This window comes from Rickettsia endosymbiont of Cantharis rufa (assembly GCF_964026445.1).
GTDB lineage: Bacteria > Pseudomonadota > Alphaproteobacteria > Rickettsiales > Rickettsiaceae > Rickettsia.
The window spans coordinates 1,374,094-1,391,849 of sequence record NZ_OZ032150.1 but is presented as its reverse complement, the minus strand read 5'-3'; the positions used below and the strand labels follow the sequence as shown (position 1 = coordinate 1,391,849).

Sequence of the window (17,756 nt, the reverse complement as noted above, 5' to 3'; positions counted from 1 at the left end):
TGAGCGCGGCAATCTCAGGATGTTTAACTAGATTGCCGCGTCGCTTCGCTCCTCGCAATGACGTTGATTATGATTTAGTCAAGAATGCCACTTAGAACTATTTTTATCGAATTTAGGTAAGAATTATAAAATTATTATCTAACATCGTTTTTACTAACAACTAATAAAATTTAAGGAAAAATTTAACAATATGAAAAAATTACTCTTAATAGCGGCTGCAAGCACAGCACTTTTAACTTCTGCCGTTTCATTTGCTGAATGTGATATGAATCCTGCTGCAGATTCATCTACCGATTCGTCAATGTCATCATCATCTATGGAAAAATGGTATTTAAAACTTAATGCCGGTGGTGTGATTTTTAATAAAGCAAAATCTAAAGGTTATGATGCTAAGTTAAAATCTAATACAGGTTTTACCGGTAATATCGGAGTAGGTTATTATATTATGGATAATTTAAGAACCGATTTAACAATTGGAACAGTAACAAATGTTCATTTGAAAAAATCAATAACTGAAAAAAATAGCTCAGGAGATAGTTTCGTTGAGTCCGTAAAACATAAACCTACTATTGTAAGTGCGCTACTTAATGGTTATGTAGATTTTGTTGATTTAAGTATGTTTAAAGTTTTTGCCGGTGCTGGTGTTGGGCTTGCAATGGTAAAAGAGAAAGTTACAGGAAAAAATATTGTTGCAACTGCTAGTGGCGAAACTTTAGCTTTCAATGTTCCCAGTCTAACTACTAAAAATAAAACAAATTTTGCTTATCAATTATCTTTAGGTACTTCATTTGAAGTTGCTGACGGTGTAAAAGCAGAGCTCGTTTATGCTTGGACAGATTACGGTAAAACAAAAAATACCACTAAAACCCCTGATGGGCTCACATATAAATTTGGTGGAACCCGTTATAAAGGTAATAACTTAATGGCAGGATTAAGATTTGATATGTAATTAACTCTCAAATCTTTTTACAAGCTATTAACGCGAAAAAGGAGTCTTTAATAATAAGGACTCCTTTTTTTGTTTGCGTGCTTTTGCCTGCGTATATACCCAATCATCATTGCGAGCGATCTTTGATCGAGTGGTAATCCAGAAAATAATTAAAAAAATGCTAAAAATTAGCATTTTTTACTGGATTGCTTCGTCAATTACTTTGTAATTTTCTCGCAATAACAATTGGTATCCACGCAATAATGTCATAAAATTTGTAGGAACGCATGCAGAATATGATAGGATAAATGTTAAGGAGATTTGAGTATGGAAATAAATATTATAAAAACAGAAAAAGAGTATGAAAAAGCATTAAAAGAAATAGATAATTTATTAGATGCAAAAGAAAATTCCTCAGAAGCTGAAAAATTAGAAATATTATCAATGTTAGTAGAAGATTACGGGAATAAGCATTATAAAATAGAAGCACCTGATCCAATTGAAGCGATTAATTTTAGAGTAGAGCGGCTTAGTCTTTCTAGAAAAGATTTAGAAAAAAGTATAGGTTCAAGAAGTAAAGTATCTGAAATTCTTAATAAAAGAAAACCACTTACTTTATCTATGATTAGAAAATTACATAAGAATTTAAATATTCCGGCAGATATTTTAATTCAAGAAGTTTACAAGAAGAGAGCATGATTTAATTGTCCTATCTTAGGTTTTTCCTTGTAAAACGTTACGTTCATTTTGTGTATTGCTTCAAAGCCTAAATAAATTTTAATACGTTCTAGAATAATATCTTGATAATAAGGTAATTCTGCTGCAATAGCACTATCTTCCGCTTGTATAAATAGCGTATTAATTTTTCGTTTTTTATGAGTATAGGTAGTAATTTTTAAGGGTAACGCTTTAGTGCTGAAATTAAACCCGACTATTTTATTCCAGTTAATCATGATTTCAGGCAGTAATGGATGTTGCCTCGCAAATATACGTCTAACTATTTTATCAACATCCTCTTTAACTAGCTTCATTTTAATAAACTCTGCACGGTTAAAGTTATCACGGCTATTGCAAGCATTATGGATATTACGGGAAAATGTAAAGATGTAACCGATATAATCATTAAAAATATATTGCAAACTGTGATAATCGATACTACTTGTTTATGTGACTTACCTTTTTTTACTGCTTTTTGGAAAAAATGCTTTAAATGGGGCTGCCAAATTTTTTCTTTATTGAGTAGCCGAATTAATATGGTTAGTACGGCGTCAGTAATGTAATATAAGCTAGCAATAGCACAAGCTATAAATAAATTAGCGCTTGTAAGAGCAAGCAAGAGTAAACAAAGACCCGTTAAGAATCCAAGGCTAATACTTCCCACATCCCCTAAAAATATTTTCGCCGGATGCCAATTAAATATTAGAAAACCACAAGAACAACCAAGAATAATAACATTCATACTAGCTATAAAATACGGGTTATCAAGAGCCGGAAATTGTAAAAAGCATAATATGAGCATAGTGCTAGATAGATGAATAGATTCTACGCAACTCATGCCGTCTATGCCGTCCATAAAATTATATATATTAATAAAGCCACTTAAAGCTATAACAAGAATAGAATATATTAGGATATGAACGGAATTTAGCTGTGAAAAAAGAAAAATAGCAAAAGCTGCGCAAATTAAATGAACTATTAAACGGATTAGAACCGGTACTGGTTTTAAGTCATCTAAAAAGGAAATCGAGGCAATTACCAATAATAAGGGTAATATTTTTATCGAATTAGCAAGGTTATTGCTTGTTATATATTCAAACCCGCTTAGAGCAATCATTACAACAACTACAATAGCAAGACCGCCGCCACGCGGTGTTATCTTATCATGAGAGCGGCGACTACTCGGTACATCAACTAAACCAATTGCAGGAAGATATTTAGTTAATATATATGTTAGTATAGTAGTTGCTATAAAAGAAAACATAAACAATAGACTTCCTACATAACTTGCTTCTAAGGGTAATTTGTACGTCGACCCGGTACTCGCATCCTCACGTACTAGTATGTACGCTGCGGTGCTGCGTTCTGCGTCTCCTCCAAATTCCTCCTTATTAGCTACGTTATGTAAAAAGTCTAAAGTGCTATAGCTATTTATATTCATAGTAGCATATTAGATTTAAAACTATAATATTTGTTATTACTTATAATGACATGATCAATGTACTATAATATTTACTGTTTGACATGTCCCTACTATTTTATTTGTCATATGAATGTCGGCTTTTGAAGGTTCAGGGCTACCGCTTGGATGATTATGTACAAGTATAAGTCTACTCGCTTCATTAAATAAAGCTCGTTTAATTATCTCGCGTGGATATACTGCAACTTGGTCTATAGTCCCTTGGCTTAAAATTTCATCGGCAATTAAAATATTTTTCTTATTCAAAAATAATATACGAAACTGTTCGAGTTGATCTGTCAACACTTTTCCGGACAGTTGTTTAAGCGCAATTTTGTATATCTTCATATCTTACTGGTTATAAATAATCGTTAGCAGAATACATTCTGATACGGTTATAAAATACCTCTATATATTCAAATATGGCATATTTTGCTTCCTCCTTAGTTTTAAATTTATATTGATACATTAATTCTGTTTTTATAGTATGAAAGAAACTTTCAGCAACAGCATTATCTATAATGACCTGAAAAATCAAGACAAAATATATGAACAATGTACTTGGTAATTTTGTTCAAAATTAAGCTGCTATTTGTGTATGATGTTGTATACTATCGAGATATACATTCATGGGTTTTTTATACCCAATACTTGAATGAAATCTCTGATAATTATATTTACTGATATAATCATTGATACCCTCTTTAAGTTCTCCTATATTTTGATAATCATTAATAAATATACAATTATATTTCAGTGTCCTAAAGAAACGCTCAATAACAATATTATCAATATTTCTGCCCTTACCGTTCATTGATATCTGTATATCATGACTTTTAAGAATACTTATATGATCATTGCTAGTATATTGACTACCCTGATCACTATTCAAAATCTGCGGAGCTTGATACTTACTTAATGCCTCCTTCAATACATCAGTAACTAATAGTCCATCCATACTATTCGACAGTTTATAGCTTAATATGGCTTTGCTATGCCAATCTATAATGGCTGTTAGATACATAAAGCCGCCTTTAGTGCGAATATATGTAATATCTCCGCTCCAAACCTCATTGGCAGTAGGAACAACTACTTTCTTAGTCTTATCTGTTTTAATCCAGAATTTATCAAGTAGATAGCTGTATATTTTATGCTCACCATCTTTGATGGTAGTGAGTTTCTTTTTATGAGGATATATCGCTTCAATACCAACTAATCTCATATATTTTAGTACTCGATCTCGATCTATCTTATACCCATCTTCTAATAATTGATGATATATATAACGATATCCAAATTCTGGATTATCTGTATATATCTCATCTATTCTATTTAATATACTTATATTATAGCTACTAACCTCTTGTACTTTATAATATGCTGAAGAACGGTTAACCCCTAATAATTCACATTGTCTTGTCTTTGGTAATTGTCCTAGCTTGGACTCTACAAGACTCTTTCTATTTAATAAATCCAAGCTTCTTAGCTTTCCCACTGCCCAATCCCTCTCGATTGTAGTTTTCCCCAAATCCTTCGCTAGTTCATCATTCCGTTCCTTAAGTCTATTAATTTGCTCTGATATTCACTAACTACCTTGGCTGGCTCAAATGCTATCGCTGCATTTGATAAAACTGCTTCTTTCAATGTGATATGCTATTGCTGCTAACCTTATATTTAGATGATAACTGTGATATTGTTACATCCTCTTTTAATAATTCTAACACTATCCTTGTCTTCTCTTTAGCACTGAAATTCCGTATCTGTTTTCTTGTCATTTTATATCCTATAAGTTATTGCCTGCATTCTAACTTATTACCAAGATACACCAACTATTTTTTGTCCAATTTTTTCAGTTCATTATAATCCCAGAAATTTCCTTTACGACCCATACTCTGTTTGATACCATGTTGTTTTATAATTTTTAAATGACTATCAGAACAATATTGACTACCTCTATCAGTATGCCAAATAAGCCCTTTTGCTGGTTTACGTTGCCATATTGCCATTAATAAAGCATTATTAACCAAATCAGCTCTCATGTTATTACTCATAGACCATCCTATAATTTTTCTAGAAAATAGATCAATAACAGTTGCTAAATATAGCCAGCCTTCACCAGTTGGCACATAGGTTATGTCTCCAACCCAATAACAATTAGCAGCATAAACTGTAAACTCTCTATTTAATAAATTAGGAGCAATTTGCTTATTATGATTAGAGTCAGTAATGGCTTTAAATTTACGTTTAGTTTTACATAGCAAATTAGCTTCTTTTATTAGTCTTGCAATGCGTCTCCTACTAGCAGTTATATCTTGCCGTGATAGTTCCTTTTTAATAGGTCTAGTTCCATAATTACCTCTACCTTCTTTAAAGATAATTTCAATTCTGTTTGTTAATTCATTACCTTCTTTAACCCTATTACATCCAAGATTATTTAACCATTCATAATAACCATTACGTGATACTTTCATAAATTTACACATAGCAGAAATGGAAAAATTACCTCTGTTTTCCTTTATCCATGCGTACCTTATTGGGATTCTTTTGCAAAGTACGCGGCAGCCTTTTTAATAGATCACGTTCTTGTGTTACTCTATCTAGTTCTTCTTCAATCTCCTTAATTCATCATACAGATGTTCTTCATATCTCATTACTTCCTTGAGTTTTGAATGTTTATTAACCCAATTATATAGACTATACTTCGTAATTGCTAGTTCTCTAGCTGCTTGAGCAAAAGGTTGCTTAGACTCAATAGCTAATCTAATCGCTGATTCTTTAAATTCAGCTGGATATATCTTTGGCTCTATATCCGGCATTTTTATCCCTACTGTTAATATCGTCTATTATTAACTTTCTGGAAAACTATAGCTGCATCAAGTCGCATATTGCCCATATTAACTTTTAAATAATCAATCAAAGAACCCCAAGAAACAATAATATTTTCATTTATTATTTTTTGTTTCAATATTCTATTTATCAGCTCGCGTATTGGAGCAAAATTGATATATAAATTTTCATTTGTGCCTTTAATACTAAGTAACCTTTCCTTATCAAGGTTAATTAAATCTGTAATATTAAAATGATCAAGTAACTTTTTAGCAAGAGGTTTTACGTCTTTACGAGGAATAGCCGAAAATAACATTACTTCAAGTAATTCGTAATCGGAGAAATTGGTAGATCCTACAATAAATCGTTCCTTTACTCTCTTTCGATGCCCTATGTAATGAGGTGTATCTATTTCATCATTAGACCTCTTCAGAAACTCTACTTCTAGAGGTAATTTGTACGTCGATCCAGTACTCGAATCCTCACGTACGCTTGAATACACTACGGTTCGAGGTGAAGTGTCTCCTTTACCCCCCTATGAGCGAGTTTCCGAAGGGGTCTATTATCGAATCCTATCAAATTATTTTCTAACATTCTTTGTGTTTACTCAAATTATAAATAAGTAAAATGTTGCTGGTATCATTCCCGCGTAGACGGGGCCGTTGTTGCATGGATACCCGAGCCGCCGTTACGAGCGAACGTAGTGGGCGCGGCAATCCAGAAAAATAATTAAAAAAATTCTGATTTACAGAATTTTTAACTGGATTGCTTCGTCAAATTACTTCGTAATTTTTCTCGCAATGACGGAAAAACCAAACCATCCAACAAAATCAACTTTTAATCTATAGTTCAGTATGGAGGGTATTTTAGTTTTTTAGGTGATAACGTAAATATTTCAAAACCGCCTCTAGTCACGCCTATAGTATGCTCAAATTGAGCAGATAATGATTTATCACGCGTGGTAACCGTCCACCCATCTAGTTTACTTAATATTGTGTCGTGATTACCGACATTTATCATAGGTTCAACGGTGAAAAACATCCCTTCTTCTAACGTTAGACCTGTGCCGCTGCGACCGTAATTTAATATTGACGGTTCATCATGAAAAACTCTTCCGATACCGTGACCCGTATAATCTCTGACCACCGAATAATTATGCTTCTCGGCATAGCTGGCAATAGCATGTCCAATATCCCCGAGTTTAGCACCGGGCTTTACTACTTCAATCCCTTTCATCATCGCATCATAAGTTACTTGAATAAGACGCTTTGGCTTAATTGCCACATCACCGACATAATACATACGGCTAGTATCGCCGTACCAACCGTCTAAAATTACTGTAACGTCGATATTTACAATATCACCGTTTTTTAAAGGTTTATCGTTTGGAATGCCGTGACAAACCACATGATTTATAGAAGTACAAATCGATTTCGGGAAGCCTTTATAATTTAAAGGTGCAGGAATGGCATTATGTGAAGTGATAAAATTATGACAAAGGTCATTTAAATTATTAGTAGTGACATTCGGTTTTACGTGATCAGTAATAAAATCGAGCGTCTCTGCAGCTAATTTTCCAGCTAGCCGCATCTTTACAAAATCTTTTTCTGTATGAATTTTTATGGTCATGTTATATTATAAGCTTTTTAAAATCGTTTATAGTATAACATTTTTTTCTAAGGTGTAAATTCTAAGTTAATACTGTTTACTGTATATTCTCTAGATGGCTTTTAAAAATTCTGGAGCAAGATTTGCGCCGTTAGACCAAATAATAGTTTGTAGCTCCTTGTCAACGATCACTTGAGAAAATAGAGTTTTATTTTTGAGAGGTTCAAACATTGAGTCTGCTAAGTGTTTATATAAATTTATATTACCCTTAGTACCATCGTCAAAGGATAATTCTAGACAATAATCGTTAACATATTTTACTCCAAAGGGGCAATAGAATTTAATGGCTCTCCATTTTGAGTTCTTTGCCAATTATCTAATAATTCATTTTTTATATTATTTCAAGCTTTTACATTTACGTAGATGATGTAGATTATTTAAGTTTTAACAATATATTTTCTTGTAGTAACGGCTTTAAAAATGTATTTTATATTAAACTTTCCAAAAATTACCTAATGCTATATTGCATAAATAAAATTCTTTCAAATAATAAAATACAAGCCATCATTTTAGGAATAATTGGGCTTGGTATTGTTTCTGCTCTTACATCATACAATATAGACGACCCGTCTTTTAACTCGGTCACAACCGAGTATCCTGGTAATCTAGTTGGAATTTTTGGCTCTTATTCATCGGATTTTTTATATCAATTTTTTGGATTAGCTGCTTTTATTATACCGATTGCCTGCTTTGTTTGGGGTAGGAATTGTTGGTATGGAAGATATCGCGGCTCATTGATTCGTATGTTCGTATTGTTGCTTGCTCTCTTAAGCAGTAGCACATTATTATCTAACCTCAAACTAGAATTCATACCGGCAAATGCAGGCGGAGCCATTGGAATAATAATCTTTAATTTTTTTGAGCGATTTACAAACCAATCCTACTTATTATTAATATTTTTTACCTTTACTATATTAGTTGTTTTACTTGAAATTAAATTTACTTCCTTAAGTAATTTCACAATTAAGTTAGGTAAATTTTTAGCATACAGGGTACAATCTTTTTTACATAACCTATTTTTACGGCTGTCTTCAGTAAGATTATTCCCTACTAAAAACAATGATCAGATAAATATAACTTCTTCTTATCAAAGATCTGTAAGCGAAAAAGTAAAGCTTGTTGAAGAAAATAAGCCCGTACCTACAAATCCTATAAAATTCTTTAATAAACCCTCTGCTGCTCCTAAAATATCTCAAAGTGAAATAGCAGAATTGCCTCCTATTTCATTATTACGTGATGCTGAAAACCATCATATAAAAGGGGCTTCTGCATTAGATCTTAAACAAAAAGCCGAAGAGTTGTTAACAGTGTTGAATGATTTTGGGGTTAAAGGGCAGATAATTAATATCAATCAAGGACCGGTGGTAACTCAATATGAATTTGAGCCGGCAGCAGGCACTAAAACTTCAAGAGTAGTAGGTTTATCTGATGATATAGCACGCTCACTATCTGCTTTATCAACAAGGATAGCGGTAATACCTGGTAAAAATGTTCTTGGTATTGAACTTCCTAATAAGCATCGTGAATTCTTTTGCTTAAAAGAACTTATAGAGACGCCCGAATATCAAAATAAATCAACTTTATTGCCGTTAGTTTTAGGTAAAGATTTAGCAGGCAAGCCGCTGATTGCCGACCTTGCTAAGATGCCTCATTTGCTAGTCGCAGGTACAACCGGTTCAGGTAAATCTGTCGGCATTAACGCTATGATTGTGTCGCTGCTATACCGCTATACTCCTGAAGAATGCCGCTTTATCATGATTGATCCGAAAATGCTTGAATTATCGGCTTATGACGGAATACCGCATTTGCTAACTCCCGTGGTAACCGAGCCGTCTAAAGCGGTAGTAGCTCTTAAATGGGCAGTTAAGGAAATGGAAAACCGCTATAGAATGATGAGCAATATCGGTGTTAAGAATATCGCAGGTTATAATGCAAAAATCTTAGAAGCGGTTAATGAGAATAAGGTAATTGAGCGTTCGATTCAAACGGGATTTGATCCTGAAACCGGTAAGCCTATTTATGAAACCGTTACAATGAATATGGAGAAGCTACCATATATTGTAGTAATTGTAGATGAGATGGCTGATTTAATGCTAGTCGCCGGTAAGGATATCGAAATGCTGATTCAAAGGCTTGCTCAAATGGCAAGAGCGGCGGGCATTCATATTATTATGGCAACACAAAGGCCTTCGGTAGATGTTATTACCGGCGTAATTAAAGCCAATTTCCCAAGTCGTATTAGTTTTAAAGTCACTTCTAAAATCGATAGCCGAACGATTCTAGGCGAGCAAGGTTCTGAGCAGTTACTCGGTATGGGTGATATGCTATTTATGGGAAATACGTCAAAGATAAGTAGGGTACACGGACCGTTTGTTAACGAATCTGAAATTGAGAAAATTACGGAATATCTAAAAGAAACCGGTGCGCCTGAATATATCTATGCCGTTACTGAGCAACCTGAAGAAGGCGACAGTAGCATTGATATTAGCGACGGTACATCCGATGAAGTGCTTTACAAAAAAGCCGTGCAGATAGTACGTGATGAACGTAAATCCTCCATTAGTTATATCCAAAGGTCGCTTAGAATCGGTTATAACAAAGCTGCCAACTTAGTTGAAAAGATGGAGAAAGACGGAATAGTCTCATCACCAAATCATACCGGTAAGAGAGAGATATTACTGCCTGAGAGATAGGAGTGGTTGCATGGCTCGTTTATGTCATTCCCGCGGAGGCGGGAATCCAAAAAAAGTATAGATAAAGCATTTTTTTTGAAATTAAAAGCTCGAACTATCTCGCTTTATGCCGGATTCCTGTCTCCGCGGGAATGACATCGAAGCTTAGGTGATCCTCATATTATCAACATTTTTCATTGACATTATCATTAATATATTTTAATAATTGCCACCGCAATATATTAAATAATGGAAATAACCTGATGACTACCTCTAATACTGGAACCAGACACCCAAGTTACTATACCTCATATGCAAAAACTACTTCTAAAGATTATATAATATCATGTCTTAAAGCTCTAAAAGCTAAGATAGCGAAAGTAAACTCGATGGCTATAAGAGATAATAAATGGTCGGATTTACATTTAGCAGTAGGATTTAAAGAAATAAATTTAGTAAAAACTTTATGTAATGAAAAAAATATTAATTCTACAGATGCTAAATTTAGAACTCCTTTGGAGTTAGCAATACTTGGTTGTGATTTAAAAACAGTAAAATTTTTAGTCCAGATGGGAGGAAAAATTGCTCCTAACATGTATGGTTGGTCTGCTATTCACTTAGGAATAAAAATCGGTAATTTAGAAATAGTAAAATATTTATATGAGAATACGGAATTTAAAAAGTACGATAAATATGGATTGAGTCTACTAGATTGGGCTAAGAATATCGGTAATAAACAAGTGGTACAGTTTTTTCAGTATTCTCCTAAAATAAAAACCCTCTTAGAACTAGCCGTAGAATCGAAAAATATCTCATCAATAAAAGCATTAATTAGCAAAGGTGCTAAATTTGATATTAAAAGCGAACTAAGCTATAAGATTTTTGATCTTGCTATTGATTCTGAAGATGTAAGATTAATAGAGTATTTAGTAAATCATATACTAGTCGGTAAAAATACGGGGCAGCAAGCTCTTTTAGAAAAAGTAGCTCAAATTTATGACAAGAATATAAATATCTCTAAATTAGCGAAAGTTTTGATTAAAAACGGTGCAGAATTTGATAAAGCTTTAGGACGAAAGCTTTTGCAAAAAGCAGTATATGCTGATGATTTAGAATTAGTAGAAACTCTATATGATAAGGGTGTTAATGTTAAGCACCAAGACCAACTGGGGCGTACAGCACTAAATCACGCTATAAAAGCTAACTGCGGCAAAGAGCTATTGCAGTTTTTAATTGAACATGGAGATTGTAATAGCCGTGATAAATCAGGTTCAACTCCTTTGCATTGGGCAGCGAATAATCATCATACAATAGCTACAAAATTATTACTTGAGGCCGATGCTTGTCCTTATATTCCGGATTACTTAGGGCAGACTCCTTTAAGCCTAGTTGAATATTATGGACATGATGATATTGCGGGGATTTTAGGAGCGGTTGTCCACGGTTTTTAAAAAGCCAGTTCTGTATCTTAATATGTCATTCCCGCGTAGGCGGGAATCCAGTCACTAAAAAGTGTAAATATACTGAGTTTTTTTTAAATTAAAAGCTCAATTAATTTCGCTTTTTTCTGGATTCCCGCCTATGCGGGAATGGAAACAAGGGGTTTTTAAGGGCCATACAACACCACACCACGGTATGATATATAGCTAAGCCTCTATAAAACAGTTGCATCATGTACTTTTTGAAAAGCGTGTCTACATCACAGAGATATTTTCTTCTCGGTCGCACCTCCATTTTACAGATGTGGATATTAAAAGGCTATACGTTCAATAAGAGTTCCGATGACTTTATCATGAATATCCAATGACTTGGAAAAACAAATTGTTTTACGTGTCAGTCTTTTGCATCTTGTTCTAAGATTTAAGTTACCCCGTTCTATCCGTTGAGTATATTTTTTACTAACAATGTGTTTTTTGGGATCTAATAACCTAGCATAACTTCCCTATCCATCTGTAAAGTAAAAAGTAACCTTAAAATCCTCCAGTTTTTTTCAGTAATGATTCTGATGTGCTATCACATCTTGTACCAAAAGTATAAGCAACTACTTTTAACAAAATCTTATCCAAAGAATATCAAAGCCATCTTTGTTTGGATTTATTCTGTACATAAGGCCATTGTTCATCTATTTCAGGAGCAATAATTACTTCTATCGTATTGATAGAATGATTTATCTTTTTTAACGCTAGATTTTTTTAAAACACGGATAACCGTATTGATACCCACTTTTAATACTCTTACTGTATCCCTAACTCCAGAGCCATTGATTGACATATCTACTATCTGAGCCTTGACTCCAGGCTTAGAGGCATTATTAATATATTACAGTTAAAAATATCGATTACACTGCTTGCATTGATATCTCTGTTGTTTTGAAATTGAATATCCCGCCTTTACTACTTTTTCTGTGTCGTTATAATATCTACACTTAACATCTATTCTTGATCTACACTTAACATATATTCTTGTCATAACTCCTTAACTATAATTCTCTCTTATTACTGTTTGAGGATTATAGACTATTCATGCTAAGCTGCAATACAGAGGTACGACCGTCTATTGAATATGTCATTACAATGATTTGTTTTAGTTACCCCATCTTATTGTAACTGCTTTATAGAGGTTTGGCTATATAATCCATACAAATGCCACATATTCATACTAAATTTGTAAAAATACCATCCATATTATTAATTATAATAGGCATATTGAAAAAGTTGCATTAGAATTATAGCAATTTTTAAATTATTTAATTTTTATTAAGGTTTACATATGGTGAATATTTCTCCAAAATTATTTCAAAAAGCAATTCAAATAGGTTTAAAAACCGCTTTATTCACCACCTCAACCGCAACATTGATGCTAAGTAGTAGTGGGGTGCTTGGTGTAGAAATAGATGTTACAGATAATGTAGTATTAGTGGAAGGAGATGCTACTAATTTATCCCAAGCTTGGGCTAACAATAATTCCCTTAAGCTAACCGGGGTTGCAAATAATAATATCATTACAGGTCAAGATAATTTAATTATTACAGGAGTGGATAGTAATGGTAAAGTTGCACTTTTTACTGTAACTCATGATCAAATAACCATAGACGGTGCTCTTGATATGAATCTAACCCTAACAAATGCAGCAGGCAATGTTGCCGTTGGTTCTGTACATGTCGGAGATGTTAGCGTTGCTGGCGGGGCGCTTGGTATAGGGGCAGCGGGTCAAGACGTGATAATAACCGGCGGTACAGTGAATCAAACCGGTGCTATTGGGGGAGATTTGACTGTAAGTGGTGGCGGTGTGTATGTAGGAACGGTAGCGGCTGATGTTGCAGGTGAAGTAGATGTTCAAGCAGATGCCGGGGCAGTTACAATTCACAATTCAACAGGAAATGTTACGGTAGCAGGTAGTACTCTTGCAATAGTAGATGCCGATGCCGATATGACAATAACCGGCGGTACAGTGAATCAAACCGGTACTATCGGCGGAAATTTAGCGATGAGTAACGGTGGCGTCTTAAACGGTACGGCAGGTGCTATGAATGTCGGAGGGACAGTGCTTCTAAATGCCGGTTTTGCAGGCCAAGTAACGATTAATAATGCAAACGGACTTGTAACTACAAAGGGTGGTACGTTAACATTAAATAATGCTGTTAATGGAATAAATTTTGCGACTGGTGCAGCAGCTGGTACTACGGTAAATATTATTGGAGGCGGTAATTCTGGAGATGTAGATAATACCACCGGTGGTAATACTATAGGAACAATAACATTCAAAGACATAGGTGCAGCTAATGATATAGGAGCTACTAATTCACTTGCGGTAGTTAATGTCGGTGGTGGTGAAGTAACTATTAACGGCGCTGTGATGCAAGCAGATGCGATAAACTTAACGGATGATGCGTCAGCATTGACATTTGCAAATGCCGTAGTAGTAACCGGAGCGATAGATAATACGGGTAATGCTGATAACGGTGTGGTAACGTTTACTGGTAATAGTACAGTAACTGGCAATATAGGTACGGCGGCATTAGCAACAGTGAATGTAGGAGCAGGAATAACATTACAAGCTGGAGGAAACCTAACTACGAATAATATAGATTTTGGAGTCGGTAGTATTTTAGAGTTTAATGGCGCTGCTGGAACTATTTATAAATTAAGCGGAACTATAGCAAACGGTAATAATGCTATACTTAATGTTAATACTGAGAATCTTACGGCATATCATCCAACTATAGGAACAGTCGCACAGATCAATATTGGAGCTGGAAACCTCTTTTCAATAGATGTAAGTGCTGGTGATGTTACTATATTAGATGCTCAAGATATTAATTTTGGGGATGCGGCCTCTAGATTAGATTTTTCTAATGCAACGGGGGCAGCAACAAAGAATGTATTATTAGCAGGTGATTTAGATGCTTTCGGTGGCGGTGGCGGTGACTTATTCTTTGACGGCGGAGCTAAAGGACTGAATGTCGGGAGTAATGTAGTAGGTACACCTAGAAATATTGGTGATGCAGGCGGTGATAAATTTGATACCTTAAGTATTTTAAGTAAGGTTACAATAACTAAGGATATCAATTTAGCAGGCATACAAGCCTTGGTTCTTAGGGATGATGCAGATTTTACAGACTATGGTAATAGTTCTGTTAATATTGCTGCTATAGAAATAAACGATGCTATTTATACGATTGATGCAAATGACGCTAATGTAAATGTACCGGCAGCAAATATTGGATTTTCACATGAAGATGCAACGTTAGTATTACAAAATAGTTCAAATGCAAATGACCGTACAATCACATTAGGCGCAAATATAAATCCTAATAATCCCGATGAAGGTATAGTAATCTTAAATTCTGTAAACGCAGGGAAAAAATTAACGATAGCTGGAGGCGTTACACTTGGTGGACCTAATAGGTTACAAGCTATAGTTTTCCAGGGAGCAGGAGATTTTGATACAACAGGTATTATTTTTAATACAACAGATATAGGGCTTAATACCTCCGGTGCTATAAAGCTTGGAACTACTACGGCTAATGTAACATTACTTAATGATGCTGTTCAGTTAACTCAAACCGGCAACATTGGAGGTTTCCTAGATTTTAAAGGGAAAAATGCTACGGTAACATTAAATGACGGCGTAAATATTATTGGTGCTGTACAAAATACCGGTGGTAATAATAACGGTACATTAATAGCTTTAGGCGCAAGTAAGCTTGGTAGTGTTAACGGCATCGCAATGTTAAAAGTAGGTGCTGAAGCTGCATCTATCGGCGGAGCAGATGGCGAGATTAAGATAGGTGAAATCCAAGGTAACGGTACAGCACTTTTAACATTACCTGCGAACTTTAAATTAACCGGTGCAATTAACTCCGGCGGCGGTGATCCGTTAAAGCTAAGCTTCAGCGGCAACAGTAGCGTTAGCGGTGTTGTCGGTGCTGCAGCGAGCCCGGTCGGTGGTATTACTACTTCAGGTACTACAAGTTTTGCAAGCAGCGTTAATGCAAACGGCACGACAACGCTCAGTGGTACTATAAGTTTTGCTGATACATTTACTAATACAGGTGCTGTTACTTTAGCTAAAGATTCTATCAATAATTTCGCTAAAGATGTAACGGCTACCAGCTTTGTAGCTGACGGTTCTGTTATGAATTTCGGTAATAGCCTAGCCTTTAACAGTGATATAACAGGTAGCGGTACTACACTTACTTTAGGTGCAAATCAAGTAACATATACGGGTACTGGTAGCTTTACCGATACATTAACCTTAAATACTACTTTTGACGGAGCAGCTAAGTCAGGCGGTAATATCTTAATTAAATCAGGTGGTACTCTTGATTTATCAGGGGCCTCAACTTTAGCACTTGTTGTTACTGCTACTAATTTTGACATTAATAATATAAGTCCAGATACAAAATATACGGTAATATCTGCAGAAACAGCAGGCGGCTTAAAACCTACTCCTGCGGGTAACGTTAAAATAACCATTAACAATGACAACCGTTTTGTTGACTTTACTTTTGATGCCTCGACTTTAACGTTATTTGCAGAAGATATAGCCGGAGATGTTATAGACGAAGATTTTGAACTGGGTGGACTACTTGCAAATATTCCAAATGCTGCAAATGTAAAGAAGTCGCTTGAGTCAATGGAGCAAGCTCCGAACGGTTCGGATGCGCGTCTAGCTTTCGCTGATTGGGGTAATCTGAATCGAATCCAAGAAGCAGATGCTGTAACTCACCTCATGCAAAACGTTGTAAAGCCTAGTGAAGTTGTAACTGTATGCAGTCAAGCAATATCTGGTAATATTTTAGGTAACTTAACTTCTATCAATACTAGAATAAGTACAGCACAGGCTGCTGCGGGTGATGAGGATATGGATGCTAAGTTTGGTGGATGGATAAATCCATTTGTCGGTAATGCAACGCAGAAGAAAATCCAAAATATCAGCGGTTATAAATCTGACACAACCGGCGGTACTTTAGGTTTTGATGCATTAATTAACGATGATGCAGTATTAGGACTTGCATATACTAGAGCAGAAACTGACGTAAAGCTGAAAGACACTAAGAGCGGCGATAAGAATAAGGTACGTAGTAATATCTTCTCTTTATACGGTTTATATAACTTACCTCAGTCTAATTTCTTCGTTGAAGGTGTTGCCTCTTATGGTGATAGCAAAGTAACAAGTAAATCAAGACGTGTTATTTCAACGGGACTAGAGACTATCGGCTATCAAACAGCAAGCGGTAAGTATAAATCTGAAAATTATACAGGGCAGTTAATGGCAGGTTATACTTATGCATTACCTGAAACAGTTAGTGCTATGCCATTGGTAGTAACACCGATGACAGGAATTAGATACTCTGACATCAAGGATAAGGGTTATAAAGAAACCGGCACTACTTACCAAAATCTTCTCGTCAAAGGAAAGAATTATAATACTTTCGACGGCTTACTAGGTGGTAAAGTATCAAGCAATATCAATGTAAGTGAAGTGGTGTTAACACCTGCACTTTATGCAATGGTTGATTATGCGTTCAAAAACAAAGCTCCAGCAATTGATGCAAGATTACAAGGTATGACTGCTCCATTCCCGACCAACAACTTTAAGCCAAAAAAAACAAGCTTTGATTTCGGTGTTGGTGTTACTGCTAAGCACAAAATGATGGAATACGGCATTAACTACGATATCAATATCGGAAGTAAGTATTTCGCTCAGCAAGGAAATGTAAAAGTTCGTGTAAACTTCTAATGAGCTTGATACTCGTCATTGAGAGGAACGAAACGACGTGGCAATCTCGTCAAACATCCTGAGATTGCCACGTTAAGGCTTTGCCTTTCCTCGCAATGACGGAAAGCCAAACCACGCAAGAATGATACCGAACGTCTATAAAAATAATATAAAAGCCTATATAGTTTGACTATATAGGCTTTTTTGCTTTATAATAGAGTCTTGAGAAACGTCATTGAGAGGAGCGAAACGACGCGGCAAT

At 35.0% G+C, this 17,756-nt stretch carries 17 protein-coding genes and 4 pseudogenes; 7 read left to right on the top strand and 14 right to left on the bottom strand.

The features are described from left to right. Nucleotides 1-190: 190 nt before the first annotated feature. Together AAGD46_RS07880 and AAGD46_RS07875 are read left to right on the top strand one after the other, a co-directional pair. Nucleotides 191-949 (top strand): outer membrane protein, encoded by a 759-nt coding sequence (locus tag AAGD46_RS07880; protein ID WP_341787223.1) that lies wholly within the window; start codon nucleotides 191-193, stop codon nucleotides 947-949. Between the two features lie 306 nt (nucleotides 950-1,255). Next, nucleotides 1,256-1,627: a type II toxin-antitoxin system HigA family antitoxin gene (locus AAGD46_RS07875; RefSeq protein WP_341787222.1), complete on the top strand. Its 372-nt coding sequence runs from the start codon at nucleotides 1,256-1,258 to the stop codon at nucleotides 1,625-1,627. Here the strand turns inward: AAGD46_RS07875 and AAGD46_RS07870 are convergent. The 11 genes and pseudogenes from AAGD46_RS07870 to AAGD46_RS07825 all read right to left on the bottom strand — a co-directional run bounded on the left by AAGD46_RS07870 (nucleotide 1,609) and on the right by AAGD46_RS07825 (nucleotide 7,910). Further along, a complete protein-coding gene (locus AAGD46_RS07870) occupies nucleotides 1,609-1,959 on the bottom strand; it encodes a DUF721 domain-containing protein (RefSeq protein WP_341787221.1) in 351 nt (116 codons plus the stop codon). The genes AAGD46_RS07875 and AAGD46_RS07870 overlap by 19 nt on opposite strands. After that, entirely contained in the window at nucleotides 1,956-2,909 is a 954-nt protein-coding gene (locus tag AAGD46_RS07865; RefSeq protein WP_410525994.1) for an MraY family glycosyltransferase, read from the bottom strand. Before AAGD46_RS07865 ends, AAGD46_RS07870 begins: the two co-directional genes overlap by 4 nt. 14 nt (nucleotides 2,910-2,923) lie before the next feature. Further along, nucleotides 2,924-3,056, bottom strand: a pseudogene (locus AAGD46_RS09775) (palindromic element RPE1 domain-containing protein); the annotation flags it as partial. Nucleotides 3,057-3,140: 84 nt separating this feature from the next. Further along, the gene (locus AAGD46_RS07860; protein WP_341787219.1) at nucleotides 3,141-3,452 is read right to left on the bottom strand and encodes a RadC family protein; all 312 of its coding nucleotides are present in this window, start codon (nucleotides 3,450-3,452) and stop codon (nucleotides 3,141-3,143) included. 10 nt (nucleotides 3,453-3,462) lie between these two features. Further along, a pseudogene (locus AAGD46_RS07855) lies at nucleotides 3,463-3,621 on the bottom strand (IS3 family transposase); the annotation flags it as partial. A gap of 63 nt (nucleotides 3,622-3,684) precedes the next feature. Next, nucleotides 3,685-4,632: an IS3 family transposase gene (locus AAGD46_RS07850; protein ID WP_341787217.1), complete on the bottom strand. Its 948-nt coding sequence runs from the start codon at nucleotides 4,630-4,632 to the stop codon at nucleotides 3,685-3,687. A gap of 301 nt (nucleotides 4,633-4,933) precedes the next feature. Then, entirely contained in the window at nucleotides 4,934-5,596 is a 663-nt protein-coding gene (locus AAGD46_RS07845) for an IS3 family transposase (RefSeq protein WP_341787948.1), read from the bottom strand. A gap of 105 nt (nucleotides 5,597-5,701) precedes the next feature. Beyond that, on the bottom strand, nucleotides 5,702-5,920 hold the full coding sequence (locus tag AAGD46_RS07840) for a transposase (RefSeq protein WP_341787158.1): 219 nt from the start codon (nucleotides 5,918-5,920) through the stop codon (nucleotides 5,702-5,704). A gap of 155 nt (nucleotides 5,921-6,075) precedes the next feature. Next, nucleotides 6,076-6,363, bottom strand: a pseudogene (locus AAGD46_RS07835) (UPF0758 domain-containing protein); the annotation flags it as partial. A gap of 416 nt (nucleotides 6,364-6,779) precedes the next feature. Then, nucleotides 6,780-7,559: a type I methionyl aminopeptidase gene (gene map, locus AAGD46_RS07830; RefSeq protein ID WP_341787216.1), complete on the bottom strand. Its 780-nt coding sequence runs from the start codon at nucleotides 7,557-7,559 to the stop codon at nucleotides 6,780-6,782. A 90-nt stretch (nucleotides 7,560-7,649) separates the two neighbouring features. Next, nucleotides 7,650-7,910, bottom strand: a complete 261-nt coding sequence (locus AAGD46_RS07825; RefSeq protein ID WP_341787215.1) for a DUF2442 domain-containing protein — start codon at nucleotides 7,908-7,910, stop codon at nucleotides 7,650-7,652. 143 nt (nucleotides 7,911-8,053) lie between these two features. Here AAGD46_RS07825 and AAGD46_RS07820 point away from each other — a divergent pair, with 143 nt between their 5' ends. The 4 genes and pseudogenes from AAGD46_RS07820 to AAGD46_RS07805 all read left to right on the top strand — a co-directional run bounded on the left by AAGD46_RS07820 (nucleotide 8,054) and on the right by AAGD46_RS07805 (nucleotide 12,077). After that, nucleotides 8,054-10,291, top strand: coding sequence for an FtsK/SpoIIIE family DNA translocase (locus tag AAGD46_RS07820; protein ID WP_341787214.1), 2,238 nt, complete (start codon nucleotides 8,054-8,056; stop codon nucleotides 10,289-10,291). 374 nt (nucleotides 10,292-10,665) lie between these two features. Then, nucleotides 10,666-11,013 (top strand): annotated as a pseudogene (locus AAGD46_RS07815) (ankyrin repeat domain-containing protein); the annotation flags it as partial. A 150-nt stretch (nucleotides 11,014-11,163) separates the two neighbouring features. Then, nucleotides 11,164-11,721, top strand: a complete 558-nt coding sequence (locus tag AAGD46_RS07810; protein ID WP_410525993.1) for an ankyrin repeat domain-containing protein — start codon at nucleotides 11,164-11,166, stop codon at nucleotides 11,719-11,721. Between the two features lie 230 nt (nucleotides 11,722-11,951). Next, on the top strand, nucleotides 11,952-12,077 hold the full coding sequence (locus AAGD46_RS07805; RefSeq protein ID WP_341787213.1) for a hypothetical protein: 126 nt from the start codon (nucleotides 11,952-11,954) through the stop codon (nucleotides 12,075-12,077). On the opposite strand, the gene AAGD46_RS09770 is transcribed toward AAGD46_RS07805, so the two are convergent. The 3 genes from AAGD46_RS09770 to AAGD46_RS09760 all read right to left on the bottom strand — a co-directional run bounded on the left by AAGD46_RS09770 (nucleotide 12,021) and on the right by AAGD46_RS09760 (nucleotide 12,541). Next, nucleotides 12,021-12,176: an IS1 family transposase gene (locus tag AAGD46_RS09770; protein ID WP_410525951.1), complete on the bottom strand. Its 156-nt coding sequence runs from the start codon at nucleotides 12,174-12,176 to the stop codon at nucleotides 12,021-12,023. The genes AAGD46_RS07805 and AAGD46_RS09770 overlap by 57 nt on opposite strands. A 166-nt stretch (nucleotides 12,177-12,342) precedes the next feature. Further along, on the bottom strand, nucleotides 12,343-12,396 hold the full coding sequence (locus AAGD46_RS09765; RefSeq protein ID WP_410525954.1) for a hypothetical protein: 54 nt from the start codon (nucleotides 12,394-12,396) through the stop codon (nucleotides 12,343-12,345). Nucleotide 12,397: 1 nt separating this feature from the next. Then, the gene (locus tag AAGD46_RS09760; protein ID WP_341786690.1) at nucleotides 12,398-12,541 is read right to left on the bottom strand and encodes an IS1-like element transposase; all 144 of its coding nucleotides are present in this window, start codon (nucleotides 12,539-12,541) and stop codon (nucleotides 12,398-12,400) included. Nucleotides 12,542-13,039: 498 nt separating this feature from the next. Here AAGD46_RS09760 and AAGD46_RS07795 point away from each other — a divergent pair, with 498 nt between their 5' ends. After that, nucleotides 13,040-17,515, top strand: a complete 4,476-nt coding sequence (locus tag AAGD46_RS07795) for an autotransporter outer membrane beta-barrel domain-containing protein (RefSeq protein WP_341787212.1) — start codon at nucleotides 13,040-13,042, stop codon at nucleotides 17,513-17,515. Nucleotides 17,516-17,756 lie beyond the last annotated feature (241 nt).

Coding starts and splice junctions, on each gene's coding strand:
- AAGD46_RS07880 (WP_341787223.1), top strand. CDS start 191: ATGAAAAAATTACTCTTAATAGCGGCTGCAAGCACAGCACTTTTAACT.
- AAGD46_RS07875 (WP_341787222.1), top strand. CDS start 1,256: ATGGAAATAAATATTATAAAAACAGAAAAAGAGTATGAAAAAGCATTA.
- AAGD46_RS07870 (WP_341787221.1), bottom strand. CDS start 1,959: ATGAAGCTAGTTAAAGAGGATGTTGATAAAATAGTTAGACGTATATTT.
- AAGD46_RS07865 (WP_410525994.1), bottom strand. CDS start 2,909: ATGTTTTCTTTTATAGCAACTACTATACTAACATATATATTAACTAAA.
- AAGD46_RS07860 (WP_341787219.1), bottom strand. CDS start 3,452: ATGAAGATATACAAAATTGCGCTTAAACAACTGTCCGGAAAAGTGTTG.
- AAGD46_RS07840 (WP_341787158.1), bottom strand. CDS start 5,920: ATGCCGGATATAGAGCCAAAGATATATCCAGCTGAATTTAAAGAATCA.
- map (WP_341787216.1), bottom strand. CDS start 7,559: ATGACCATAAAAATTCATACAGAAAAAGATTTTGTAAAGATGCGGCTA.
- AAGD46_RS07820 (WP_341787214.1), top strand. CDS start 8,054: ATGCTATATTGCATAAATAAAATTCTTTCAAATAATAAAATACAAGCC.
- AAGD46_RS09760 (WP_341786690.1), bottom strand. CDS start 12,541: ATGTCAATCAATGGCTCTGGAGTTAGGGATACAGTAAGAGTATTAAAA.
- AAGD46_RS07795 (WP_341787212.1), top strand. CDS start 13,040: ATGGTGAATATTTCTCCAAAATTATTTCAAAAAGCAATTCAAATAGGT.